The sequence below is a fragment of the Kribbella koreensis genome (assembly GCF_039525325.1).
Classification (GTDB): domain Bacteria; phylum Actinomycetota; class Actinomycetes; order Propionibacteriales; family Kribbellaceae; genus Kribbella; species Kribbella koreensis.
In genome coordinates this window covers 704,893-729,404 of record NZ_BAAAHK010000013.1, presented here as the reverse complement: position 1 = coordinate 729,404, position 24,512 = coordinate 704,893, and the positions used below count along the sequence as shown (strand labels likewise).

Sequence of the window (24,512 nt, the reverse complement as noted above, 5' to 3'; positions counted from 1 at the left end):
TCAGAGCACCTCCGGAGCAAGCGAGATGATCTTCATGAACTTCTTCTCGCGCAGCTCCCGGCCGACCGGCCCGAAGATGCGGGTGCCGCGCGGCTCACCGTCGGCCTTGAGGATCACGGCGGCGTTCTCGTCGAACCGGATGTAGGAGCCGTCCGGACGCCGGCGCTCCTTCACGGTGCGCACGATGACAGCCTTGACGACGTCGCCCTTCTTGACGCCGCCGCCCGGGATCGCGTCCTTGACGGTGGCGACGATCGTGTCACCGACACCGGCGTAGCGCCGACCGGAGCCACCGAGAACGCGGATGCACAAGATCTCCTTGGCACCCGTGTTGTCGGCGACCTTCAGTCGCGACTCCTGCTGGATCATCTGTTGATCTCCTGGTTGTCTCGCTGGTTCTCACGCTCGGTGAGCCTTGCGGAACGAATGATTTCGATTGGGTACTGCGAGGCGCCGCGGTTCACTTCGCCTTTTCGAGGATCTCCACGATCCGCCAGCGCTTGGTCGCCGACAGCGGCCGGGTCTCCATCAGGAGGACCCGGTCGCCGATCCCGGCGGCATTCTGCTCGTCGTGGGCCTTGAGCTTGCTGGTACGACGGATGACCTTGCCGTACAGCTTGTGCTTGACCCGGTCCTCGACCTCGACGGTGACGGTCTTGTCCATCTTGTCGCTCAGCACCAGGCCCTCACGGGTCTTGCGGCTGCTGCGCTGCGGGGTCGTGCTCACGGTCTCGTCCTTCGCTGCATTCTCGGTCATGCCTTGCTCCCAGCCTTCTCGCTGTCGTCCGCGGTCTCTTCAGCGGTGTCATCGGCGTCAGCCGCGGCCACCGGTGCGTCGACCTCTTCGGTGATGCCGAGCGCACGCTCGGTCAGCACCGTGTAGATGCGGGCGATGTCCTTGCGGACGGCGCGCAGCCGGCCGTGGGACTCCAGCTGACCCGTGGCAGCCTGGAACCGGAGGTTGAACAGCTCCTCCTTGGCGTTACCGAGCTTCTCCAGAAGCTCGTCCTTTCCCAGGTTCCGCAGTTCGGCGGCGGTCAGGGTAGCCATCAGTTCTCACCTGCCTCTCGGGTGATGAAGCGGCACTTCATCGGCAACTTGTGAATCGCGCGGCGCATGGCCTCGCGAGCGATGTCCTCGGGAACACCGGACAGCTCGAACAGCACGCGTCCGGTCTTGACGTTCGCGATCCACCACTCGGGCGAACCCTTACCGGAACCCATCCGGGTCTCGGCCGGCTTCTTGGTCAGCGGGCGGTCCGGGTAGATGTTGATCCAGACCTTTCCGCCACGCTTGATGTGCCGGGTCATCGCGATACGAGCGGACTCGATCTGCCGGTTGGTGACGTAGTGGTTCTCCAGCGCCTGGATACCGAAGTCACCGAACGCCAGCGTGGTGCCGCCCTTGGCAGCGCCGGAGCGCTTCGGGTGGTGCTGCTTGCGGTGCTTGACCTTACGGGGGATGAGCACGGTTCAGCTCTCCGTTCCGGTCGTCTCGGCCGGCTTGTCGGCAGCCGGAGCCGCCTCGGCCTTCGGAGCCTCGTTGCGGGGGGCGCCACCATCGCGACGGCCACCACGGTCGCCGCCACGGCCACCACGATCACCGCGGTCGCCACCGCCACCGTCACGGCGGGCCGGACGGCCACGCTGCTGGGTCGCGGCGCGGGCAGCTGCCTGGGCCTCGCGCTCGGCGCGGGTGCCGGCCAGGTCGCCCTTGTAGATCCAGACCTTCACGCCGATCCGGCCGAAGGTCGTACGCGCCTCGTAGAAGCCGTAGTCGATGTCCGCGCGCAGGGTGTGCAGCGGCACACGGCCTTCGCGGTAGAACTCCGACCGGGACATCTCGGCGCCACCCAGACGACCGGAGCACTGGATCCGGATACCCAGGGCGCCGCCACGCATGGTGGTCTGCATCGCCTTGCGCATCGCGCGGCGGAACGCCACGCGGCCGGACAGCTGCTCGGCCACACCCTGGGCGACGAGCTGGGCGTCGACCTCGGCGTTCTTGACCTCGAGGATGTTCAGCTGCACCTGCTTGCCGGTGAGCTCCTCGAGGCTGCCCCGGATCCGGTCCGCCTCGGCGCCGCGGCGACCGATCACGATGCCCGGACGCGCGGTGTGGATGTCGACCCGAACCCGGTCACGGGTGCGCTCGATCTCCACGCGGGAGATGCCGGCGCGCTCCATGCCCTTGCTCAGCAGGCGACGGATCTTGACGTCCTCGCCCACGTAGTCCTTGTAGAGCTTGTCGGCGTACCAACGGCTCTTGTGGTCCGTGCTGATGCCGAGTCGGAACCCGTGCGGGTTAACCTTCTGGCCCACTATCGGGTCTCCTTCTTCTCAGCCTTTTTGGCGGTCGCCTTCTTGGCCGGCGCCTTCTTGGCAGTGGCCTTCTTGGCCGGCGCCTTCTTGGCGTCGTCAGTCTTGGCCTCGGCCTTCTTGGCCTCCGCCTTCTTGACCGGCGGCGCGATCTCGACCTTCGGGCCGACCACGACGGTGATGTGGCTGGTCCGCTTGTCGATCCGGGTGGCCCGGCCCTGTGCACGCGGGCGGTGACGCTTCAGCGTCGGTCCCTCGTCCACGAAGGCCTTCACCACGACCAGGTCGGCCCGGCTCAGGTGCTCGGTGCCCTCGGCGTTCGCCGCGGCGCTGTCGACGACCTTGTACACGGTCGCGGCAGCGGCCTGCGGGGCGAACTTCAGAGTGGCGAGTGCATCGTCGATGCCCATGCCGCGCACCAGGTCGACCACGCGGCGCGCCTTCATAGGCGTCACGCGGACGAAGCGCGCGACCGCGAAGGCCCCGGGCTCCTCGCCCAGCAGGCTCTCGCGACGGGCACTGACGGCCCTACGCTCTTGAACGCTCATGATGTTCGAATCTCTCCGTAGGTTGCTTGCGCGTAGTCACTGACCGGGGTCAGCGACGCCGTGCCTTGCGGTCGTCCTTCTCGTGACCCTTGAACGTCCGGGTCGGTGCGAACTCGCCGAGCTTGTGCCCGACCATCGCGTCGGTGACGAACACCGGGACGTGCTTGCGGCCGTCGTGCACCGCGAGCGTGTGGCCGATCATGTCCGGAATGATCATGGATCGGCGCGACCAGGTCTTGATCACGTTCTTGGTGCCCTTTTCGTTCTGCACCTCCACCTTCTTGAGCAGGTGGTGGTCGACGAACGGGCCCTTCTTCAGGCTGCGTGGCATTCTGTCCGGCTCCTATCAGCGCTTCTTGCCGGCCTTGCGGCGCCGGACGATCATGCGGTCGCTTTCCTTGCGGCCGCGGGTGCGGCCCTCAGGCTGGCCCCAGGGGGACACCGGGTGACGTCCACCGGAGGTCTTACCCTCACCACCACCGTGCGGGTGGTCGACCGGGTTCATCGCGACACCACGGACGGTCGGGCGCTTGCCCTTCCAGCGCATCCGGCCGGCCTTGCCCCAGTTGATGTTCGACTGCTCGCCGTTGCCGACCTCACCGAGGGTGGCGCGGCAGCGCACGTCGACCATCCGGACCTCGCCGGACGGCATCCGCAGGGTGGCCATCCGGCCCTCCTTGGCGACCAGCTGAACGCTGGCGCCGGCGGAGCGGGCCATCTTGGCGCCGCCACCGGGCCGAAGCTCGACGGCGTGGATGGTGGAACCGACCGGGATGTTGCGCAGCGGGAGGTTGTTGCCCACCTTGATGTCGGCCGCGGGGCCGTTCTCCACGATGGTGCCCTGCTCCAGCTTGGCCGGGGCGAGGATGTAGCGCTTCTCGCCGTCGACGTAGTGCAGCAGCGCGATCCGCGCGGTGCGGTTCGGGTCGTACTCGATCTCGGCAACCTTCGCCGGGACGCCGTCCTTGTCGTACCGCTTGAAGTCGATCAGGCGGTACGCCCGCTTGTGACCGCCACCGTGGTGCCGGGTGGTGATCTTGCCGGAGCTGTTCCGGCCGCCCTTCTTGGGCAGCGGACGCAGCAGCGACTTCTCGGGGGTCGAACGGGTGAGCTCGACGAAGTCGGCCACGCTCGAGCCACGACGGCCCGGCGTTGTCGGCTTGTATTTGCGGATACCCATTACGACTGGCCTCCGAAGATGTCGATGCGGTCGTCGCCGGCAAGGCTGACGATCGCTCGCTTGGTGTCGGGACGCTTGCCCCAGCCCGTACGGGTACGGCGGCGCTTGCCCTTGCGGTTGATCGTGTTGACGCTGGTCACGCGGACCTTGAACACCTTCTGGACCGCGAGCTTGATCTCGGTCTTGTTGGCGTCCGGGGCGACCTCGAACGTGTACTTCTGCTCGTCCAGCAGGCCGTAGCTCTTCTCGCTCACGACCGGCCGCAGCAGCACGTCCCGCGGGTCCTTGTTGACTCCGTGGCTCATGCTTCTACCTCCTGCTCGGCTTCGGTCGACGTCGCGACAGCCTTGACGGACTTGCCCTTGGGCGTACCGGCGACGAAGGTCTCCAGCGACTTGCTGGTGAAGATGACCGCGTCGTTGCACAGCACGTCGTAGGCGTTCAGCTGGTCGGCCGCGATCAGGTGCACGGTCGGCACGTTGCGCAGGCTGAGCAGCGAGACGTCGTCGTCGCGCTCGACGACCACGAGCACCTTGAGGAACTCGGTCACCTCGGCGAGGACGGCCTTCGCGGCCTTGGTCGAGGGCACGTCGCCGTCGACGAACTGGTCGACCACGTGCACGCGGCCTTCACGGGCCCGGTCCGAGAGCGCTCCGCGCAGGGCGGCGGCGATCATCTTCTTCGGGGTCCGCTGGCTGTAGTCACGCGGCGTGGGGCCGTGGACGACGCCACCACCGGTGAACTGCGGCGCGCGGGTCGAGCCCTGACGGGCGCGGCCGGTGCCCTTCTGGCGGTACGGCTTGGCGCCACCACCGGACACCTCGCCACGGCGCTTGACCTTGTGGGTGCCCTGACGGGCGGCGGCCAGCTGGGCCACGACGACCTGGTGGATCAACGGGATGTTGACCTGGACGTCGAACAGCTCGGCGGGGAGCTCGGCGGAGCCCTTCTTGCTGACCTTGTCGCCCTTCACGACGACGACGTCAACGGTGCTCATTTGGTAGCTCCCTTCGCGGCGTTGCGGATCAGCACGAGGCCGCCCTTGGGGCCGGGGACGGCGCCCTTGAGCAGGACCAGGCCGCGCTCGACGTCGATCGCGTGGACCGTCACGTTCTGCGTGGTGACCTTCTCGTTGCCCATCCGGCCGGCCATCCGCATGCCCTTGAAGACGCGACCGGGGGTCGCGCAGCCGCCGATGGAACCCGGCGAGCGGTGCTTCTTGTGCACACCGTGGGTGGCGCGCAGGCCGTGGAAGCCGTGCCGCTTCATGACACCGGCGAAGCCCTTGCCCTTGCTGGTGGCGGAGACATCGACGATCTCGCCCGCGGCGAACGCCTCGGCCTTGATCTCCTGGCCGAGCGTGTACTCGCTGGCGTCAGCGGTGCGCAGCTCGAGCAGGTGGCGGCGAGGAGTCACGCCGGCCTTCTCGAAGTGGCCGCGCATCGGCGAGGTCACCTTGCGGGGGTCGATGTCGCCGAACGCGATCTGCACGCCGTCGTAGCCGTGGCTGGCCGAGGTACGAACCTCGGTCACCACGCACGGGCCGGCCTGGATCACGGTGACGGGGACGACACGGTTGTTCTCGTCCCAGGTCTGGGTCATGCCGAGCTTGGTGCCCAGCAGACCGCGCGTGTTCTTGGTTTTGCTCATTGGCTGTTCGCGTCCCTCAGAGCTTGATCTCGATGTCGACACCGGCCGGCAGGTCGAGGCGCATCAGCGAGTCGACGGTCTTCGGCGTGGGGTCGATGATGTCGATGAGCCGCTTGTGGGTGCGCATCTCGAAGTGCTCGCGGCTGTCCTTGTACTTGTGCGGCGAGCGGATGACGCAGAACACGTTCTTTTCCGTCGGCAACGGCACCGGGCCAGCAACCTTCGCACCAGTACGCGTCACCGTCTCGACGATCTTGCGCGCCGAACTGTCGATGACCTCGTGGTCGTAGGCCTTCAGCCGGATGCGGATCTTCTGTCCCGCCATCGCTTCGCTACGTCCTTCTCTTTGTCTTCGTCTTTGTCGCTCCGACCCCCGCGGTCGGGTGTGTCGCGGACGCGGCACGCGCGTCACCACACACTTTCGACCCTGGGATGGAGATCGGGGCCCGGTCTCGGACCGGCACCTCGGCATGGTCTCCGGTCCGGCGCACCAGCCAGAAAACGTCTCTGGGGCGCGCCCCGGCAACCTCGCCTGAGCAACCTGAATATTGTGCCAGAGATCGGCATCGGAATGCCAATCGAGGTGGCTTCAGGCAGAAACCGCGCTTGATCGAGGGACCGTTCCGGAGTCACCGACCCCGACTTGCCCCGCCGATCTCGCCTGCGGATCCCGCCTAAAGCAGAGGTCCGTGAGGGCTCAAGATGCGAGCCCTCACGGACCTCATGAAATCACTTGAGGATCTTGGTGACCCGGCCGGCGCCGACGGTACGGCCACCTTCCCGGATCGCGAACTTCAGGCCCTCTTCCATGGCGATCGGCTGGATCAGCTCGACCGACATGTCGGTGTTGTCGCCCGGCATGACCATCTCGGTGCCCTCGGGCAGCGTGACGACGCCGGTGACGTCCGTGGTGCGGAAGTAGAACTGGGGCCGGTAGTTCTGGAAGAACGGCGTGTGACGGCCGCCCTCCTCCTTCGACAGGATGTAGACCGACGCGTCGAAGTTGGTGTGCGGGGTCGTGGTGCCCGGCTTGATGACGACCATGCCGCGCTCCACGTCTTCGCGCTTGGTGCCACGAAGCAGCAGACCGACGTTCTCGCCGGCTTCACCGGTGTCGAGCAGCTTGCGGAACATCTCGATGCCGGTGACCGTGCTGGTCTGCTTCTCCGGCCGGATGCCGATCAGGTCGACGGTCTCGTTGACCTTGATCACACCGCGCTCGATCCGGCCGGTGATGACGGTGCCGCGACCCGTGATGGTGAAGACGTCCTCCACCGGCATCAGGAACGGCTTGTCGATCTCGCGAACCGGCTGCGGGATGTAGGAGTCGACCGCATCCATCAGCTTCAGGATCGACTCACCCCACTTCTCGTCACCCTGCAGGGCCGGGTGGGCGGCAACGTGCACGACCGGCGCGTTGTCACCGTCGAACTCCTGCTCGGAGAGCAGCTCGCGAACCTCGAGCTCGACGAGCTCCAGGATCTCCTCGTCGTCGACCATGTCGCACTTGTTCAGCGCGACGACCATCGCCGGCACGCCGACCTGACGGGCGAGCAGCACGTGCTCACGCGTCTGCGGCATCGGGCCGTCGGTGGCGGCGACGACCAGGATCGCACCGTCCATCTGGGCCGCACCGGTGATCATGTTCTTGATGTAGTCCGCGTGACCCGGGCAGTCGACGTGTGCGTAGTGCCGGGCCTCGGTCTGGTACTCGACGTGCGCGATGGAGATGGTGATACCGCGCTGACGCTCTTCCGGCGCCTTGTCGATCTGATCGAAGGCCGACGCCTCGTTCAGGGTCGGGTACTTGTCGTGCAGCACCTTGGTGATCGCCGCGGTAAGAGTGGTCTTACCGTGGTCGATGTGACCGATGGTGCCGATGTTGACGTGCGGCTTAGTCCGCTCGAACTTCGCCTTAGCCACTGGGGCCCTCCTGGGAAATGTTGACTTACGCCGTACGCCGACGCGCTGTGGGTTGGTTGGTCCGGAGCGAGATTACTCGCCGCGGGCCTTCTTGATGATCTCTTCCGCCACGTTCTTCGGAACCTCGGCGTAGGAATCGAACTGCATCGAGTACGACGCGCGACCCTGGGTCTTCGACCGCAGGTCACCGACATACCCGAACATCTCGGACAGCGGCACCAGGGCCTTCACGGCCCGGCTGCCACCGGGGCCCTCGTCCATCGACTGGATCTGGCCACGGCGTGAGTTGAGGTCGCCGATCACTTCACCCATGTAGTCCTCGGGCGTGATGACCTCGACCGCGAACATCGGCTCCAGGATGACCGGAGTCGCCCTGCGGGCCGCGTCCTTGAACGCCATCGAACCGGCGATCTTGAAGGCCAGCTCGGACGAGTCGACGTCGTGGTAGGCGCCGTCGGTCAGGGTGACCTTGACGTCCACCATCGGGTAACCGGCCAGGACGCCGAACTCCATGGCTTCCTGCGCGCCCTCGTCCACCGACGGGATGTACTCCCGGGGGATGCGGCCACCGGTGACGGCGTTGACGAACTCGTAACCGCCCTCGCCACCCGCCTCGACCGCGGTCGGCTCGATCGTGAGGATCACACGCGCGAACTGACCCGAACCACCGGTCTGCTTCTTGTGCGTGTAGTCGACCTTCTCGACCTTCTTCTTGATGGTCTCGCGGTAGGCGACCTGGGGCTTGCCGACGTTGGCCTCGACGCGGAACTCGCGCTTCATCCGGTCGACCAGCACCTCGAGGTGCAGCTCGCCCATCCCGGCGATGATCGTCTGGCCGGTGTCCTCGTCGGTCCGGACCTGGAAGGTCGGGTCCTCGTCGGCCAGGCGCTGGATCGCGACGCCGAGCTTCTCCTGGTCGGCCTTCGACTTCGGCTCGATGGCGACCGAGATGACCGGCGCCGGGAACGTCATCGACTCGAGCAGGACCGGCTTGGCCGGGTCGCACAGCGTCTCACCGGTGGTGGTGTCCTTCAGACCCATCACGGCGACGATGTGGCCGGCGCCGACCGACGCGATCTCCTCACGCTTGTTCGCGTGCATGCGGTAGATCTTGCCGATCCGCTCCTTGCGGCCCTTGGTCGGGTTCAGCACCTGGGTGCCGGTCTCGAGCTTGCCCGAGTAGACCCGGATGAAGGTCAGCTTGCCCAGGTGCGGGTCGGCCGCGATCTTGAAGGCCAGCGCCGAGAAGGGCTCGCTGTCGTCCGGCTTGCGCAGCACGACCTCGCTGCCGTCCTTGATGTCGTGACCCTCGATGTCGGGGACGTCGAGCGGGCTCGGCAGGAAGGCGTTGATCGCGTCGAGCAGGGGCTGGACGCCCTTGTTCTTGAACGCGGTACCGGTCAGCACCGGGGTCAGCTTGGAGGCGATCGTGGCGCGGCGGATGCCGGCCATGACCTGCTCCTGGGTCGGCTCTTCGCCTTCCAGGTACATCTCCATGATCTCGTCGTCGGCCTCGGCCAGCGTCTCGATCAGCTTGTCGTGCCACTCCGCGGCGAGCTCGGTGTGAGTCGCCGGGATCTCCTCGACGGTGTAGTCCTCGCCCATCGTGGTCTCGCCACGCCAGGTCAGCGCGCGCATCCCGATCAGGTCGACGACACCGATGAAGTCGGACTCGGCGCCGATCGGCAGCTGCAGAACCAGCGGCGTCGCGGCCAGCCGGTCGACGATCATGTCGACGCAGCGCATGAACTCGGCGCCGGTGCGGTCCAGCTTGTTGACGAAGCAGATCCGCGGTACGCCGTACCGGTCCGCCTGGCGCCACACGGTCTCGGACTGCGGCTCCACACCGGCGACACCGTCGAAGACCGCGACCGCGCCGTCGAGGACGCGCAGCGAGCGCTCGACCTCGACGGTGAAGTCGACGTGCCCGGGGGTGTCGATGATGTTGATGGTGTGGTCTTTCCAGGTACAGGTCGTCGCGGCGGACGTGATGGTGATGCCGCGCTCCTGCTCCTGCTCCATCCAGTCCATCGTGGCGGCGCCGTCGTGGACCTCACCGATCTTGTACGTGATACCGGTGTAGAACAGGATCCGCTCGGTCGTCGTCGTCTTGCCGGCGTCGATGTGGGCCATGATGCCGATGTTGCGCACCATGCTCAGGTCGGTGGTGATTTGTACGGCCACCTCGGTGGTCTACCTCTCGCTTCTGTCTAGCTTCAAAAGAGTGAACGCGGGGGCCCGGAACGGGCCCCGGCTCACCAGCGGTAGTGGGCGAAAGCCTTGTTGGCGTCGGCCATCTTGTGCGTGTCCTCGCGGCGCTTGACCGCGGCACCCAGACCGTTCGACGCGTCCAGGATCTCGTTCATCAGGCGCTCGGACATGGTCTTCTCGCGACGGGCCCGGGAGTAGGACGTGAGCCAGCGCAGGGCGAGCGTGGTCGAGCGACCGGGCTTGACCTCGATCGGCACCTGGTAGGTGGCGCCACCGACGCGGCGGCTCTTCACCTCGATGCTGGGCTTCACGTTGTCCAGGGCGCGCTTGAGCGTGATGACCGGGTCGGTGCCCGTCTTCGTCCGGGTGCCCTCGAGGGCGGTGTAGACGATGCTCTGCGCGATCTGCTTCTTGCCGTCCACCAGGATCTTGGAGATCAACTGGGTGACCAGCGGGGAACTGTAGACCGGGTCGATGATGACCGGCCGCTTGGGTGCGGGACCCTTGCGGGGCATTAGCTCTTCTCCTTCTTCGCGCCGTACCGGCTGCGAGCCTGCTTCCGGTTCTTCACACCCTGGGTGTCGAGCGAACCGCGGATGATCTTGTACCGGACACCCGGGAGGTCCTTCACACGACCACCACGCACGAGCACGATGGAGTGCTCCTGCAGGTTGTGGCCGACGCCGGGGATGTAGGCGGTGACCTCGATGCCGCTGGTGAGGCGAACACGAGCGACCTTGCGAAGCGCCGAGTTCGGCTTCTTCGGTGTGGTCGTGTAGACGCGCGTGCACACACCACGACGCTGAGGGGAACCCTTCAGGGCCGGCGTCTTGTTCTTGGACACCTTGTCCTGGCGGCCCTTGCGGACCAACTGCTGGATGGTGGGCACCGCGTAGGTCTCTTTCTGTCGTCCGGTCGGTTGCTGCGCACCTGACCCCCGCGGTCGGGTGTGTCGCGAGGGCACGGACACGCCGGAGTCATAAACTTTCTGACTGTCGGCAGAAGTCCCGTGCCACGCGCTGACCCGAAAAGTACGAGGGGCACGCATGACGGCCCAGGATGACCCGGGCACGATCGTTAAGACTAGCGGCTGCCTCAAGCACGGTCAAAACAGAACACCGCGCTGTGCAGAGGCGCAGCCGCACTGCCAGTCTACCGGATCCCTGACGGCACTCTCACCGCGGCCGGACCGGGCCATTCGGATTCCTTATGTCTGATCGGCGTAAACATCGCCCGGAGCCGGTTCGGGACCGCGGACTTTGCGGCATAGTCACGCCCGTCGGGTGTAACGGCCTGATAACGGGGATCCGTCGTTGCCGCCGCTCTCGCCTGGAGAAACGCTCGTGGATCACGGTCCCGCCCCCTCGAACCGTCCCCGCCTCACCGCGGACGAGCAGCCGCCGCCGGGTCCGCCCGCCCCACGGACCCTGTCGCCGGTGGCCCGCCGGGCGGCCATCAGTGCCGTCGCCGGCACCCTGGCCGCCGGCGGGTTGGCTGCCGAGATCCTCAGCCGCCCGGACACCCTCCGCAACCGGGTGCTGGCTTCTGCCCGCACCGGCGACCCGACCGGTACCACGGTCGCCGCCCGCGCCCGGGTCGCGCAGCAGCCCAGCCTGGCCACCGACGGCGAGGACCGCGACTCCAGCTTCGTTGCCGGGAAGGGCTCCAAGGCCACCGGGCAGACCGGTAGACCCACCGAGTACGCCGGTTATGCGGCCGCGGCCAAGGCCGGCCGTGCCTCCCCCGGCCTGCTGGCCGGCAAGAGCGGTCCGCTGACCGATGCCCAGGCCCGGCGGCATCTGCTCAATCGCGTGACGTTCGGGCCGCGGCCATCCGACGTACAGGCTCTTGAGCGGCTCGGGATCGACAAGTGGCTGGCGGCTCAGTTGTCGCCGACTGCCAAGGATGCGGCCGGCGACCGGGTCTGGCGTGCTGTTCCGTTGGCGGGCGCGGATCCCGCCACTGTCCGGAGGTCCATTGATGAGTACTCGTGGGAGGCCATGTTCCACACCGGGATCGCGACGCTCGGCCGGCAGGTGTTCGGCAGCCGGCAGCTGTTCGAGGTGGTGGTGGATGTCTTCGCCAACCACCTGCATGTCGCGACGCCGTCGGATCGCGGTTGGGATGTGGCGCCGCAGTACGCGGTGTCGGTGATCAGACGGCATGCCTTCGGGCGGTACAGCGATATGTTGCAGGCCGCCATGCGGCATCCGGCGATGCTGCGGTTCCTCGACAACGACGCCTCCACGCGCGACAGCGTCAACGAGAACCTCGGCCGCGAGCTGCTGGAGCTGCACACGGTTGGGGTGTCGTCCGGCTATACAGAGAAGGACGTACGAGCTAGTGCCTATGTACTGAGTGGCAGAGGCGCCACCAAGGACGGTGTCTTCGAGTACGACGCCGACAAGCACCGGACCGGCCGGGTGAAGGTCCTCGACTGGTCTGCGGCCAACGGCTCGGGCAAAGGCGGCCTGGCCGTCGGCGACCGCTATCTCGACTACCTGGCCAAACACCCGGCTACTGCGAAGACGATCGCCCGCAAGCTCGTCGTACGGTTCGTAGACGACTCTCCCCCGGCTGGGCTTGTCAACCGGCTCGCGCAGATCTACCTGCGCAACAACACGGCCATCCTGCCGATGCTGACCGCCCTGTTCCGCAGTAGCGAGTTCTGGGACTCCCTTGGCAGTAAGACGAAGCGGCCACTCGAAGACGTGGTGAGCAGTGCGCGGGCGCTCGACCTACCGTTCGGGCCGGCCACTCCCAAGGGCCTGGAGGCCGTCTACTGGGAGCTCAACAACCTTGGCCATGCACCGCTCGCCTGGCCGTCCCCCAACGGCTACCCGGACGTGGCACCGGCCTGGGCGTCTGCCGGCCAGATGCTCGAGCGCTGGTCGATGCACCGCGCTATGACGTACGGCTGGTGGGAGGGGATGAAGCAGGCGAAGCTGCCGGCCGCCCTGCAACCCCGTAAGGGCGACACCTACCGGGAGTGGTTCGACCGGCTCGGTGTTCAGCTGCTCGGCCAGCTGCCCAACGCCCGGCAGCGCAGCGCTCTGGCGACGTTCGTCGGGGCCAAGCTCACCTCCCGGGTCGACCGGGGACGGATGGAGTGGCAGGCAGGACACGTCGTCGCCCTGGTCCTCGACTCCCCACAGTTCCTTGCTCGTTGAAGGAGTACTGACTTATGAGAGACACATTCGCCTCGCTGCATCCCGACTGCCCGGACTGGCGACGGCTGGGTCCGACACAGGCCGATGCCGCTCTGCGGGCCGGCGCTGCGGCTGTAGTGGCCGATGCGGAGGACAGGGAGTCGCAGTGGAGCAGAGGGTTCACCCGGCGTCGTCTGCTGGCTGGTGGCCTAGGAGTCGGAGTCGCTGCTACTCAACTGGTGACTACTCGCGTCTCGTGGGCTGCTCCCGGCGCTGCGCCGGGTGGCACGTTGATCGTGGTGTTCCTGCGCGGCGGTATGGACGGGTTGTCCGTGCTGGTGCCGGCTGACGATCCAGAGCTGCTCAAGGCTCGGCCGTCGATCGCAGTACGGGCCGCTTCGCTGCTCAACCTGCAGCGTGGGTTCGGCATGCACCCGGCGCTTGCTCCGCTGGTCCCGATGATGACGACGGGGTGGCTGGCCGCAGTACCGGCTGTGTCTACTCCTGACCTGACTCGCAGCCACTTCCAGGCGCAGGACTGCTTGGAGCGTGGTGGGGCTGCTAAGTCTTCTATGCAGTCCGGGTGGCTCGACAGAGTCCTGCAGGAGCTAGGGCCCGGTACTACGTTCCGCGGGCTGGGTCTTGGCACCCGGATGAGTCGGTCGCTGCTGGGGAGCTCCAACCCGATCATGCTCAGCTCGCTGAAGGACTTCACCGTCAAGGGCATCGATGGCGTGGCACCGCAGACGCTGGCGGCGCTGAAGACGCTCTATACGGGCATAGACCATCCGCTGGGGGTGCAGGGGCTGGATGCCTTGCAGGCTTCGGCGCAGGCACAGGGGTATGCCAAGCAGCAGGAGAAGCCGGCCAAGGAGCGTGGCTATCCGGATGGCGAGTTCGGGGCGTCCATGGCGACGCTGGCGCAGTTGATCAAGGCCAAGGCCGGAGTGCGGGTGGCCACGGTGGATCTGGGTGGCTGGGACATGCACACGGATCTCGGCACGGTCGACGGTGGTGACATGACGAACTCGCTCAAGACGGTGGCGACGGCGCTTGCCGCTTTTGCTGCTGAGCTCGGGCCTGAGCTGGACAACACCACGGTGGTGACCATGAGCGAGTTCGGGCGTCGGGTGGAGCAGAACGCGAACAGCGGGACGGATCACGGGCACGGTGGGGTGGCGCTGGTGCTTGGTGGGGGCGTCAAGGGCGGGGTGCACGGGAAGTGGGAGGGGTTGGCGCCCGGCGTACTGGATCAAGGTGATGTGCCGGGGACCAACGACTACCGCGATGTGCTGTCGGAGATCGTGATGCGGCGGCTGGGGCTCAGCGAAGCGCAAGCAGGCAAGGTCTTCCCGGGCTGGAAGCCGGCGCCGCTCGGCATCATGGCCTGAACAGTTCGAGCGCACTGCGTCCGGTTGGTCGCAGTGCGCTCGAACTACTTCAAGGCTTCGTGTTTCAGCTGATGAAGCGGACCTCGGTGATCAGGCCGTCCTGTACCTGGTACAGCGCGACGGTCGGGGTCTGGTTGGTGATCGTCTGCTCGATCACCCAGTCGCCGACCAGCATCCGCTGCACCAGCTCCCGCTTGCACTCCCCCGCCTCGAACTGCGGCCGGTAGTGCTCACGCAGGGAACGCCGTCCCCGCATCACCGGCCCATCAGCAAACTGCAGCAGAGCCGTCGGCGAGTACATCGCCAGGAACGCCTCCAGGTCATGAGCTTCAAACGCAGCATGCTCCCGAGCCACCACCCGAGAAGCAGCAGTCTCCTCCTGCACCACAGCCGGAGCAGAGGCGGTCGCAGTCGCACTGGTGGTGGTCGCGGGGGTACTGCTGGTCGCCGGCGCACTCTGCTGGCTGGCGGGCACAGCAGCCTTCTCGGCACGTACTTCTACCCGTGCGGCGGGAGGGGCTACCAAACCTGTGGCCGCCGAGGCAGCTTGGTTGGCTGACGCACGAGGCGCGGCTACTGCTGCCGCGGCTTTGGTGGGTTGGGGGGCTGGGATGGTGGCGGCGGGGATGGGGAGTTGGGTGGGTGCGGTGGGGTCTTCGCCCAGGTGGGCGATGGCCCAGTCGAGGGCCTTGGTCACCGCGGCGCGGGACTCTTCGCTGTGGTCGAGCATGTCGAAGCCGTGTTGCCCTTTCGGTACGTCGATGATGTCCAGCGCGGCGCCACCGGCGGAGACGAACTCCGCCACCGGTCGGGCGAGCTCTTCGCGCTCGCGCCCGACCCGAGTCAGCAGCACCGGCAGGTCCTTGTGTTTGCCGATTACCTCGGCGGCGGAAACCAGTTCGTCGACACCAGGCGGAGTGGCGAGCAAGGGATAGGTGAGGGCGACGGCGCGCAGCCAGTCGGGGCGGCTGTCTAGCCACTCCCCCGCCAGCAGGCCGGCGCCGGAGAAGAACCACAGCACGACCCGCTCGGGGTCCACCTGCGGATCGGCCCGCAGGACGCCGACAGCGGCCTCTACGTCGTCCGCGGCGGTGGCCAGCTGGTCGAGTCCACGGATCAGGCTGTGGTCGACCACGACGGCCACCTGGCCGCGCTGAGCGATGGCCGCGGCATAGCCCTGGTACACCGGCCAGTCGCGCGGCGGCACCTCGAGATCAGCAGGTCCGGGACCACCGTGGACCAACAGGATCGCGCCGGTGCGAGCAGTCCCGGCAGGCCGGTGGAAGTCGAGCTCGCCGACCCGGTCGACCCGGTGCTCCGCACCCTGCTCGACGTCCAGCACGAACGGTTGCAGGTAGGGCGGGAGGTCCGTCATACGCGTCATCTTCGCGCATCCCGCCGACACTTCCACGCCGACCCCTCGCAACACTCCGCAGCCGATCGACCACCCTCGGCGTGTCGCACCGACGCTCTCCCCGACAACCCCTGCCGGTACGGCGATCTGACCTCCGACGCCCTTGTTGCCAAGGGCAACAAGGGCGTTGAGGAAGCGAAGGAAGGCGGAGTGCGAGCCGCGCCCCGGGTGGCGGTGCCGCGGCCCGGCCCCGGGTGGCGAGGCCGGGCCGCGGCACCCGGAAATGCCCGAGGGCGGCACCCCTGGTGGGGTGCCGCCCTCGGCAGGTGTTGCTGACTTCAGTTCTGGTACGAGCCCAGGTCGAAGTCGTCGAGCGGGACCGACTGCCCGGCGGACGGGCCGAAGTCGTAGTCGTACGACTCGTAGCCGACCATCGAGTACATCGCGGCCTTCGCCTCCTCGGTGGGCTCCACCCGGATGTTGCGGTAACGGTCCATGCCGGTACCCGCCGGGATCAGCTTTCCGATGATGACGTTCTCCTTCAGACCGACCAGCGAGTCGGACTTGCCGTGGATCGCGGCCTCGGTCAGGACCCGGGTCGTCTCCTGGAAGGAGGCGGCCGACAGCCACGACTCGGTCGCGAGCGACGCCTTGGTGATACCCATCAGCACCGGACGACCCGAGGCCGGCGTACCGCCCTCGGCCACGACGCGACGGTTCTCGGCCTCGAACATCAGCCGGTCCGCCAGCTCACCCGGCAGCAGGTTCGCCTCGCCGGACTCGATCACCGTGACCCGGCGCAGCATCTGCCGGACGATGATCTCGATGTGCTTGTCGTGGATGGCCACACCCTGCGACCGGTACACCTCCTGGACCTCGTCCACCAGGTGCTCCTGCGCCTTGCGGATGCCCAGGATCCGCAGAACCTCCTGCGGGTCCGGCGTACCCTGCGTCAGCTGCTGGCCGACCTCGACGTGCTGACCGTCCTCGATCAGCAGCCGGGCGCGCTTCGACACCGGGTAGGCGACCTCCTCGGAACCGTCGTCCGGGGTGAGCACCAGCTTGCGGGTCTTGTCGGTGTCCTCGATGGCGATCCGGCCGGCGGCTTCACCGATCGGCGCCTTGCCCTTGGGCTGACGGGCCTCGAAGAGCTCGACCACACGCGGCAGACCGTGGGTGATGTCATCACCCGCGACACCACCGGTGTGGAAGGTACGCATGGTCAGCTGCGTACCGGGCTCACCGATGGACTGGGCCGCGATGATGCCGACGGCCTCACCGATGTCGACCGGCTTGCCGGTCGCCAGCGAACGGCCGTAGCACTTCGCGCAGGTACCGGTCTTGGCGTCACAGGTCAGAACCGAGCGGACCTTGACCTGCTCGATCCCGGCCTCCACCAGCAGCGCGATGGACACGTCGCCCAGATCGCTGCCCGCCGCCAGGACCAGGTTGCCCTTGGCGTCGAAGGTGTCGGTCGCCAAGGTCCGCGCGTAGGCGCTCGTCTCGACATTCTCCGCGTGCACGACCTTGCCGTCCGGACCGGCCTCGCCGATCTGCTTGGGCAGGCCACGCTCGGTACCGCAGTCCTCCTCGCGGATGATGACGTCCTGCGACACGTCCACCAGACGACGGGTCAGGTACCCGGAGTCGGCGGTCCGCAGCGCGGTGTCGGCAAGACCCTTACGAGCACCGTGGGTGGCGATGAAGTACTCGACCACCGACAGACCCTCGCGGAAGTTGGACTTGATCGGCCGGGCGATGATCTCGCCCTTCGGGTTGGCCACCAGACCACGCATACCGGCGATCTGCCGGATCTGCATCATGTTGCCTCGCGCACCGGAGTGCACCATCATCCAGATCGGGTTGGCCTTGGCGAAGTTCTCCTCCATGGCCTTACCGACCTCGGCGTTGGCGCCGGTCCAGATCTCGATCAGTTCCTGCCGCCGCTCGGACGAGGTGATCAGACCCCGCTCGAACTGCTTCTGGACCTTCTCGGCCTGGGCCTCGTAGCGAGCCATGATCTCCGGCTTGCTCGGCGGCGTGCTGAAGTCGTCGATCGACACCGTGACACCCGAGCGGGTGGCCCAGCGGAAACCGAGGTCCTTCAGCGCGTCCAGGCAGAACGCCACCTGGACCTTGGAGTACCGCTCGGCCAGATCGTTGACGATCGAGCCCAGCTGCTTCTTGCCGACCTCGGTGTCCACGAAGGTGTAGTCGCTCGGCAGCGCCTCGTTGAACAGGGCGCGACCCAGCGTGGTCTCCAGCGAGAACCCACCGTTCGGGCGCTCGGTCGAGCCGGCCGGCGCGCCGGCCTGGTCGAGCCGGAGCGTGATCTTGGCCTGCAGCGACAGCTCCTTGCGGTCGAAGGCCATCAGGGCCTCCGCCATCGAGCTGAACGCCCGGCCCTCACCGAGTTCGCCTTCCTTGAGCATCGTCAGGAAGTAGATGCCGATGATCATGTCCTGGGTCGGCATCGTGACCGGACGGCCGTCAGCAGGCTTCAGGATGTTGTTCGTCGACAGCATCAGGATCCGGGCCTCGGCCTGCGCCTCGGCCGACAGCGGCAGGTGCACCGCCATCTGGTCACCGTCGAAGTCCGCGTTGAACGCGGAGCAGACGAGCGGGTGGATCTGGATCGCCTTGCCCTCGATCAGCTGCGGCTCGAACGCCTGGATACCCAGCCGGTGCAGGGTTGGTGCACGGTTGAGCAGAACCGGGTGCTCGGTGATGACCTCTTCCAGCACGTCCCAGACCTGGGCGCGCTGACGCTCGACCATCCGCTTGGCGGACTTGATGTTCTGCGCGTGGTTGAGGTCGACCAGCCGCTTCATCACGAACGGCTTGAACAGCTCCAGCGCCATCGCCTTCGGCAGACCGCACTGGTGCAGCTTCAGCTGCGGGCCGACCACGATGACGGAGCGGCCCGAGTAGTCGACGCGCTTGCCCAGCAGGTTCTGACGGAAACGACCCTGCTTGCCCTTGAGCATGTCGGACAGCGACTTCAGCGGCCGGTTGCCCGGGCCGGTGACCGGACGTCCACGGCGGCCGTTGTCGAACAGTGCGTCGACGGCCTCCTGGAGCATCCGCTTCTCGTTGTTGACGATGATCTCGGGCGCGCCGAGGTCGAGCAGCCGCTTGAGCCGGTTGTTCCGGTTGATCACCCGGCGGTACAGGTCGTTCAGGTCGGAGGTGGCGAACCGGCCACCGTCGAGCTGGACCATCGGCCGCAGGTCCGGCGGGATGACCGGGACGCAGTCCAGGACCATGCCCATCGGGCTGTTGTTGGTGGCCAGGAACGCGGTGACGACCTTGAGCCGCTTCAGGGCGCGGGTCTTGCGCTGGCCCTTGCCGGTCTTGATCGTCTCGCGCAGGCTGTCCGCCTCGGCCTTGAGGTCGAAGGTCTCCAGGCGCCGCTGAATCGCGGCCGCGCCCATCGCACCCTCGAAGTACTTGCCGAACCGCTCCTTCATGGCGCGGTACAGGATCTCGTCGCCCTCCAGGTCCTGGACCTTGAGGTTCTTGAACCTGCTCCACACCTCGTCGAGGCGGTCGATCTCGCGCTGGGCACGGTCGCGCAGCTGCTTGACCTCACGCTCGGCGCCTTCCTTCACCTTGCGGCGAACGTCGGCCTTCGCGCCCTCGGCCTCGAGCTGGGCGAGGTCCTCCTCGAGCTTCTTCATCCGGGTCTCGATGTCGTTGTCGCGCCGGCCCTCGAGCTGCTTGCGCTCGACATCGGTCCGGCCCTCCAGCGACGTGAGGTCGCGGTGCCGCGCCTCGTCGTCGACGTCGGTGATCATGTACGCCGCGAAGTAGATGACCTTCTCGAGGTCCTTCGGGGCGAGGTCGAGCAGGTAGCCGAGTCGCGACGGGACACCCTTGAAGTACCAGATGTGGGTGACCGGCGCGGCCAGCTCGATGTGGCCCATCCGCTCGCGGCGCACCTTGGAACGGGTGACCTCTACGCCACACCGCTCACAGATGATGCCCTTGAAGCGGACACGCTTGTACTTACCGCAGTAGCACTCCCAGTCCCGGGTGGGACCGAAGATCTTCTCGCAGAACAGGCCGTCACGCTCAGGCTTGAGCGTCCGGTAGTTGATCGTCTCGGGCTTCTTGACCTCGCCGTGCGACCACTGGCGGATCTCATCCGCGGTCGCCAGGCCGATCCGAAGCTCGTCGAAGAAGTTCACGTCGAGCACGATGTGTTATCTCCCGATTGTAAAAATGGTCTGAGTGAGTTGACTGTTGATCGAAAGCGGCAACCCGCTCAGACCTCCTCGACGCTGTTCGGCTCACGCCGGGACAGGTCGATTCCCAGTTCCTCCGCCGCGCGGAAGACATCCTCTTCGCTGTCGCGCATCTCGACCCGGCTTCCGTCGGACGAGAGCACCTCAACGTTCAGACACAGGGACTGCATTTCCTTGACGAGAACCTTGAACGACTCCGGGATACCCGGCTCCGGGATGTTCTCGCCCTTGACGATCGCTTCGTACACCTTGACCCGGCCGACCACGTCGTCCGACTTGATCGTCAGCAGCTCCTGCAGCGCGAAGGCGGCACCGTAGGCCTCGAGGGCCCACACCTCCATCTCGCCGAACCGCTGACCACCGAACTGCGCCTTACCACCCAGCGGCTGCTGCGTGATCATCGAGTACGGACCGGTCGAGCGGGCGTGGATCTTGTCGTCCACCAGGTGGTGCAGCTTCAGCATGTACATGTAGCCGACGCCGACGGGCTGCGGGAAAGGCTCACCCGAGCGGCCGTCGAACAGGTTGGCCTTGCCGGTGCTGTTGACCATCCGGTCGCCGTCGCGGTTCGGCAGGGTCGAGCCGAGCAGGCCGGTGACCTCTTCCTCGCGCGCGCCGTCGAAGACGGGGGTGGCGACGTTCGTGAACGGCTCGGCTTCGCCGGCGCCGATCTTGATCAGTCGCTGGGCCCACTCTTCGGGGCTGTCCGGGTCGACCTTCCAGCCGCGGCTGGCAACCCAGCCGAGGTGGGTCTCGAGCACCTGACCGACGTTCATCCGGCCGGGCACGCCCAGCGGGTTCAAGATGATGTCGACCTGGGTGCCGTCCTCCATGAACGGCATGTCCTCGACCGGCAGGATCTTCGAGATGACGCCCTTGTTGCCGTGGCGTCCGGCGAGCTTGTCGCCGACGGAGATCTTGCGCTTCTGCGCGACGTACACGCGGACCAGCTGGTTCACGCCCGGCGGCAGCTCGTCGCCGTTGTCGCGGTCGAAGACGCGGACCCCGATGACGGTTCCGTTCTCACCGTGCGGCACCTTCAGCGAGGTGTCGCGCACCTCGCGCGCCTTCTCACCGAAGATCGCCCGGAGCAGCCGCTCCTCCGGGGTCAGCTCGGTCTCACCCTTGGGCGTGACCTTGCCGACCAAGATGTCACCGGTGGTGACCTCCGCGCCGATCCGGATGATGCCCCGCTCGTCCAGGTCCGCCAGCATCTCGTCGGAGACGTTGGGGATGTCGCGGGTGATCTCCTCCGGGCCCAGCTTGGTGTCGCGGGCGTCGACCTCGTGCTCCTCGATGTGGATCGAGGTCAGCAGGTCCTGCTGCACGACGCGCTGGCTGAGGATGATCGCGTCCTCGTAGTTGTGACCCTCCCACGGCATGAACGCCACGAGCAGGTTACGGCCCAGCGCCATCTCGCCCTCGTCGGTGCACGGACCGTCGGCCAGCGGCGAGCCGACCTCGACCCGCTGCCCGGCGTCGACCAGCGGACGCTGGTTGATGCAGGTGCCCTGGTTCGAGCGACGGAACTTCTGCAGCCGGTACGTCTGGTACGTGCCGTCGTCGGCGGCGACCTCGATCAGATCTGCCGAGACCTCCTTGATGACGCCGGCCTTCTCCGAGACGAGCACGTCACCGGCGTCGACCGCTCCACGGAACTCCATGCCGGTACCGACCAGGGGGGCGTCCGCGGTGATCAGCGGAACGGCCTGGCGCTGCATGTTGGAGCCCATCAGGGCGCGGTTGGCGTCGTCGTGCTCGAGGAACGGGATCATCGCCGTCGCGACCGACACCATCTGGCGCGGCGAGACGTCCATGTAGTCCACGTCGTCGACCAGCACGAGCTCGACCTCACCGTGGCGCCGGCGGACCAGCACCCGGTCCTCGGCGAACGCGTCGTCGTCGGTCAGTGCCGCGTTGGCCTGAGCGATGACGAACCGGTCCTCCTCGTCCGCGGTCAGGTAGTCGACCTGGTCGGTGACCCGGCCGTCGACGACCTTGCGGTACGGCGTCTCGACGAAGCCGAACGGGTTCACCCGGCCGTACGTCGCGAGCGAGCCGATCAGACCGATGTTCGGGCCTTCCGGGGTCTCGATCGGGCACATCCGGCCGTAGTGCGACGGGTGCACGTCACGAACCTCGAAGCCGGCCCGCTCACGCGACAGACCACCCGGGCCAAGCGCCGACAGGCGGCGCTTGTGGGTCAGACCCGCGATCGGGTTGGTCTGGTCCATGAACTGCGACAGCTGCGAAGTACCGAAGAACTCCTTCAGCGCCGCCACCACGGGACGGATGTTGATCAGGGTCTGCGGCGTGATCGCCTCGACGTCCTGGGTCGTCATCCGCTCGCGGACCACCCGCTCCATCCGGGCCAGGCCGGTACGGAGCTGGTTCTGGATCAGCTCGCCCACCGTCCGCAGACGGCGGTTGCCGAAGTGGTCGATGTCGTCCTCTTCGACGACGATCTCGCCCTGCGGCGCGGTCAGCTCGGTCTTGCCCTCGTGCAGCGCCACCAGGTACTTGATCGTGGCGACGATGTCGTTGATCGTCAGCACCGCGGTGTCGTGCGTCTCGTCCCGGCCGAGCTTCTTGTTGATCTTGTACCGGCCGACCTTGGCCAGGTCGTAGCGCTTGCCGTTGAAGTAGTAGTTGTCCAGCAGCGCCTGGGCAGCCTCACGCGTCGGCGGTTCGCCGGGGCGCAGCTTGCGGTAGATGTCGAGCAGCGCGTCGTCCTGGCCGGACGTGTGGTCCTTCTCCAGGGTGAGCCGGATCGACTCGTACTCGCCGAACTCCTCGAGGATCTGCGCGTCGGTCCAGCCGAGCGCCTTGAGCAGCACGGTGACGTTTTGCTTGCGCTTGCGGTCCAGCCGCACGCCCACCATGTCGCGCTTGTCGACCTCGAACTCCAGCCACGCACCGCGCGACGGGATGATCTTGGCGGTGAAGATGTCCTTGTCCGAGGTCTTGTCCGGCGTGCGCTCGAAGTACACGCCGGGCGAGCGGACCAGCTGGGACACGACGACACGCTCGGTGCCGTTGATCACGAACGTGCCCTTGCGCGTCATCAACGGGAAGTCACCCATGAAGACGGTCTGGCTCTTGATCTCGCCGGTCTCGTTGTTCATGAACTCGGCAGTGACGAACAGCGGCGCCGAGTAGGTGACGTCACGTTCCTTGCACTCGTCGACCGTGTTCTTCGGGGGCTCGAACCGGTGGTCGCGGAACGACAGCGACATGGTGCCGCTGAAGTCCTCGATCGGGGAGATCTCCTCGAAGATCTCCTCGAGGCCGGACGGGGAGGACAGATCGGTCCGTCCCTCTGCCTCGGCGGCGGCCACCCTGGCCTGCCAGGTTTCGTTTCCGACCAGCCAGTCAAAGCTGTCCACCTGCAACGCAAGAAGATCCGGAACCTCGAGAGGCTCGGAGATCTTCGCGAAGCTGATGCGACGGGGTGCGCCGGAAACATTCGTAGTGCTGTCGGACTGGGGGTTGCGCGAGGCGACCAAGGGGCGTCCTTCCACGGGCTCGCAAAGTAACTTCGAAGCGGCACTTCGGTGCTGGGAGCGCATGCCAAACGACCCTCGTCAAGTTCTGAGGATGAACAAGGGTGCGGTTAAAGGCAGCGCAAAGCAATAGGCTACCCGATCTGGGCAAGTCTGTCCAATGGGGTCCGACACTATGCCGTCGGACCACCCACTCCGTCAAGAATCGACCCGGGTTCTCCAGCAGGTAACCAGCCTGCGAGCCGCCCGGACGACCTCTCCGGAGTCACCTAGAGACTACAGTCCGGCGATCTCCTGGACCAGCCATTGATCGCCGTTTCGGACCATTGTGAATCTCGTCCGGTTCAGGTCGACCCGGGGACTACCCTTCGTGATCGTGCTGGTGGTCGTCTGGTTGACGAAGATGATCAGCGTCACCCGGTTCGCGTCGCCGTCGCGGACGCCGACCTCGCGGACCTCGGCGCGGACCGTCGCCTTGGTCTTGGTGGCCAGCTCGCCGGCCACCTTGGCGGTCGCGTCGAACTGCCCGGCGAACTCCGGCGTCATCGTCGCCCGCGCCGCCGCGAAGCTCTTGTCCAGCGTCCGGTAGTCGTAACTCAAAGCAGTCTCAGCAGCCTTCCGCCCCGCCGCGGCCGCCTGATCCCGAGCATCCTCAGCCTCTTTCCCCTTCCAGGCCTTCACACCCAGAATCGCGGTCAGAGCCAAGATCACCACCAGCAGAACCCCGAGAGCAGCCGACAACACCACCGCCGTCCGCGATCGCTCTGCGGTCGCGGACGGGGCGGAGGAGGCAGCAGAGCCCGCATCGGCAGTTGCCGGCGTTGCCATCGCAGCTGCGCCCGCGTCGGCGCGCGCGGCCTCCGCCGCCGGGGCCGCATCAGCGCCTTCGGCGTCGGTTTCCGGGGTGGTGAGCGCCCGCTCGTCGGCGGCTCCGGAGTGCGGATCCGAGGGCCCGGCGGCGGCCATTTCGTCACCGAGTGTAGTCGCGGGCGTCTCCTGTGACCGCCCCGCAGGCGCCTCGGGAAGCCCCGGTGTGGC

22 protein-coding genes are annotated in these 24,512 nt (G+C 66.9%); 2 read left to right on the top strand and 20 right to left on the bottom strand.

Annotated features, from left to right (window positions below; translation table 11 throughout):
• The 16 genes from rplN to rpsL all read right to left on the bottom strand — a co-directional run bounded on the left by rplN (position 1) and on the right by rpsL (position 10,719).
• Positions 1 to 369, bottom strand: coding sequence for a 50S ribosomal protein L14 (gene rplN, locus ABD116_RS27780; RefSeq protein ID WP_020388099.1), 369 nt, complete (start codon positions 367 to 369; stop codon positions 1 to 3).
• 91 nt (positions 370 to 460) lie between these two features.
• A complete protein-coding gene (rpsQ, locus tag ABD116_RS27775; protein WP_343976432.1) occupies positions 461 to 757 on the bottom strand; it encodes a 30S ribosomal protein S17 in 297 nt (98 codons plus the stop codon).
• Entirely contained in the window at positions 754 to 1,050 is a 297-nt protein-coding gene (gene rpmC / locus ABD116_RS27770) for a 50S ribosomal protein L29 (protein WP_343976429.1), read from the bottom strand. The genes rpsQ and rpmC overlap by 4 nt, the downstream gene beginning before the upstream one ends.
• Positions 1,050 to 1,469 (bottom strand): 50S ribosomal protein L16, encoded by a 420-nt coding sequence (rplP, locus tag ABD116_RS27765; protein WP_343976427.1) that lies wholly within the window; start codon positions 1,467 to 1,469, stop codon positions 1,050 to 1,052. The genes rpmC and rplP overlap by 1 nt, the downstream gene beginning before the upstream one ends.
• A 3-nt stretch (positions 1,470 to 1,472) precedes the next feature.
• Positions 1,473 to 2,321 (bottom strand): 30S ribosomal protein S3, encoded by an 849-nt coding sequence (rpsC, locus tag ABD116_RS27760; protein WP_343976424.1) that lies wholly within the window; start codon positions 2,319 to 2,321, stop codon positions 1,473 to 1,475.
• Positions 2,321 to 2,866: a 50S ribosomal protein L22 gene (gene rplV / locus ABD116_RS27755; RefSeq protein WP_425552157.1), complete on the bottom strand. Its 546-nt coding sequence runs from the start codon at positions 2,864 to 2,866 to the stop codon at positions 2,321 to 2,323. The genes rpsC and rplV overlap by 1 nt, the downstream gene beginning before the upstream one ends.
• Positions 2,867 to 2,915: 49 nt before the next feature.
• On the bottom strand, positions 2,916 to 3,197 hold the full coding sequence (rpsS, locus tag ABD116_RS27750; RefSeq protein ID WP_020388105.1) for a 30S ribosomal protein S19: 282 nt from the start codon (positions 3,195 to 3,197) through the stop codon (positions 2,916 to 2,918).
• Positions 3,198 to 3,212: 15 nt separating this feature from the next.
• A complete protein-coding gene (gene rplB, locus ABD116_RS27745; protein WP_343976421.1) occupies positions 3,213 to 4,046 on the bottom strand; it encodes a 50S ribosomal protein L2 in 834 nt (277 codons plus the stop codon).
• Entirely contained in the window at positions 4,046 to 4,351 is a 306-nt protein-coding gene (gene rplW, locus ABD116_RS27740; protein ID WP_112243217.1) for a 50S ribosomal protein L23, read from the bottom strand. The genes rplB and rplW overlap by 1 nt, the downstream gene beginning before the upstream one ends.
• Positions 4,348 to 5,043 (bottom strand): 50S ribosomal protein L4, encoded by a 696-nt coding sequence (gene rplD, locus ABD116_RS27735; RefSeq protein WP_343976416.1) that lies wholly within the window; start codon positions 5,041 to 5,043, stop codon positions 4,348 to 4,350. Before rplD ends, rplW begins: the two co-directional genes overlap by 4 nt.
• On the bottom strand, positions 5,040 to 5,696 hold the full coding sequence (gene rplC, locus ABD116_RS27730) for a 50S ribosomal protein L3 (protein ID WP_343976413.1): 657 nt from the start codon (positions 5,694 to 5,696) through the stop codon (positions 5,040 to 5,042). Before rplC ends, rplD begins: the two co-directional genes overlap by 4 nt.
• A gap of 16 nt (positions 5,697 to 5,712) precedes the next feature.
• Positions 5,713 to 6,021 carry a 30S ribosomal protein S10 gene (rpsJ, locus tag ABD116_RS27725; protein ID WP_343976410.1) on the bottom strand — a complete coding sequence of 103 codons (309 nt, stop codon included), beginning with the start codon at positions 6,019 to 6,021 and terminating at the stop codon, positions 5,713 to 5,715.
• 404 nt (positions 6,022 to 6,425) lie between these two features.
• A complete protein-coding gene (gene tuf, locus ABD116_RS27720; RefSeq protein ID WP_343976407.1) occupies positions 6,426 to 7,619 on the bottom strand; it encodes an elongation factor Tu in 1,194 nt (397 codons plus the stop codon).
• A 72-nt stretch (positions 7,620 to 7,691) separates the two neighbouring features.
• On the bottom strand, positions 7,692 to 9,773 hold the full coding sequence (gene fusA / locus ABD116_RS27715; RefSeq protein WP_425552169.1) for an elongation factor G: 2,082 nt from the start codon (positions 9,771 to 9,773) through the stop codon (positions 7,692 to 7,694).
• Positions 9,774 to 9,874: 101 nt separating this feature from the next.
• Entirely contained in the window at positions 9,875 to 10,345 is a 471-nt protein-coding gene (gene rpsG, locus ABD116_RS27710; RefSeq protein ID WP_328329424.1) for a 30S ribosomal protein S7, read from the bottom strand.
• Positions 10,345 to 10,719 carry a 30S ribosomal protein S12 gene (gene rpsL, locus ABD116_RS27705; protein WP_012923692.1) on the bottom strand — a complete coding sequence of 125 codons (375 nt, stop codon included), beginning with the start codon at positions 10,717 to 10,719 and terminating at the stop codon, positions 10,345 to 10,347. The genes rpsG and rpsL overlap by 1 nt, the downstream gene beginning before the upstream one ends.
• Positions 10,720 to 11,266: 547 nt before the next feature.
• On the opposite strand from rpsL, the gene ABD116_RS27700 reads away from it, so the two are divergent.
• Both ABD116_RS27700 and ABD116_RS27695 read left to right on the top strand, forming a co-directional pair.
• Positions 11,267 to 13,000 carry a DUF1800 domain-containing protein gene (locus ABD116_RS27700; protein WP_343976400.1) on the top strand — a complete coding sequence of 578 codons (1,734 nt, stop codon included), beginning with the start codon at positions 11,267 to 11,269 and terminating at the stop codon, positions 12,998 to 13,000.
• Between the two features lie 14 nt (positions 13,001 to 13,014).
• Positions 13,015 to 14,370, top strand: a complete 1,356-nt coding sequence (locus tag ABD116_RS27695; protein WP_343976397.1) for a DUF1501 domain-containing protein — start codon at positions 13,015 to 13,017, stop codon at positions 14,368 to 14,370.
• 64 nt (positions 14,371 to 14,434) lie between these two features.
• On the opposite strand, the gene ABD116_RS27690 is transcribed toward ABD116_RS27695, so the two are convergent.
• The 4 genes from ABD116_RS27690 to ABD116_RS27675 form a co-directional block, all read right to left on the bottom strand.
• A complete protein-coding gene (locus ABD116_RS27690; RefSeq protein ID WP_343976394.1) occupies positions 14,435 to 15,754 on the bottom strand; it encodes a nuclear transport factor 2 family protein in 1,320 nt (439 codons plus the stop codon).
• Between the two features lie 308 nt (positions 15,755 to 16,062).
• Positions 16,063 to 19,923 (bottom strand): DNA-directed RNA polymerase subunit beta', encoded by a 3,861-nt coding sequence (locus ABD116_RS27685; RefSeq protein ID WP_343976391.1) that lies wholly within the window; start codon positions 19,921 to 19,923, stop codon positions 16,063 to 16,065.
• A gap of 68 nt (positions 19,924 to 19,991) precedes the next feature.
• On the bottom strand, positions 19,992 to 23,477 hold the full coding sequence (gene rpoB / locus ABD116_RS27680) for a DNA-directed RNA polymerase subunit beta (protein ID WP_343976856.1): 3,486 nt from the start codon (positions 23,475 to 23,477) through the stop codon (positions 19,992 to 19,994).
• Between the two features lie 273 nt (positions 23,478 to 23,750).
• On the bottom strand, positions 23,751 to 24,440 hold the full coding sequence (locus ABD116_RS27675) for a hypothetical protein (protein ID WP_343976388.1): 690 nt from the start codon (positions 24,438 to 24,440) through the stop codon (positions 23,751 to 23,753).
• Positions 24,441 to 24,512 lie beyond the last annotated feature (72 nt).

Coding starts and splice junctions, on each gene's coding strand:
- rplN (WP_020388099.1), bottom strand. CDS start 369: ATGATCCAGCAGGAGTCGCGACTGAAGGTCGCCGACAACACGGGTGCC.
- rpsQ (WP_343976432.1), bottom strand. CDS start 757: ATGACCGAGAATGCAGCGAAGGACGAGACCGTGAGCACGACCCCGCAG.
- rpmC (WP_343976429.1), bottom strand. CDS start 1,050: ATGGCTACCCTGACCGCCGCCGAACTGCGGAACCTGGGAAAGGACGAG.
- rplV (WP_425552157.1), bottom strand. CDS start 2,866: ATGAGCGTTCAAGAGCGTAGGGCCGTCAGTGCCCGTCGCGAGAGCCTG.
- rpsS (WP_020388105.1), bottom strand. CDS start 3,197: ATGCCACGCAGCCTGAAGAAGGGCCCGTTCGTCGACCACCACCTGCTC.
- rplB (WP_343976421.1), bottom strand. CDS start 4,046: ATGGGTATCCGCAAATACAAGCCGACAACGCCGGGCCGTCGTGGCTCG.
- rplW (WP_112243217.1), bottom strand. CDS start 4,351: ATGAGCCACGGAGTCAACAAGGACCCGCGGGACGTGCTGCTGCGGCCG.
- rplD (WP_343976416.1), bottom strand. CDS start 5,043: ATGAGCACCGTTGACGTCGTCGTCGTGAAGGGCGACAAGGTCAGCAAG.
- rplC (WP_343976413.1), bottom strand. CDS start 5,696: ATGAGCAAAACCAAGAACACGCGCGGTCTGCTGGGCACCAAGCTCGGC.
- rpsJ (WP_343976410.1), bottom strand. CDS start 6,021: ATGGCGGGACAGAAGATCCGCATCCGGCTGAAGGCCTACGACCACGAG.
- fusA (WP_425552169.1), bottom strand. CDS start 9,773: ATGGTGCGCAACATCGGCATCATGGCCCACATCGACGCCGGCAAGACG.
- rpsG (WP_328329424.1), bottom strand. CDS start 10,345: ATGCCCCGCAAGGGTCCCGCACCCAAGCGGCCGGTCATCATCGACCCG.
- ABD116_RS27695 (WP_343976397.1), top strand. CDS start 13,015: ATGAGAGACACATTCGCCTCGCTGCATCCCGACTGCCCGGACTGGCGA.
- ABD116_RS27690 (WP_343976394.1), bottom strand. CDS start 15,754: ATGACGCGTATGACGGACCTCCCGCCCTACCTGCAACCGTTCGTGCTG.
- ABD116_RS27675 (WP_343976388.1), bottom strand. CDS start 24,440: ATGGCCGCCGCCGGGCCCTCGGATCCGCACTCCGGAGCCGCCGACGAG.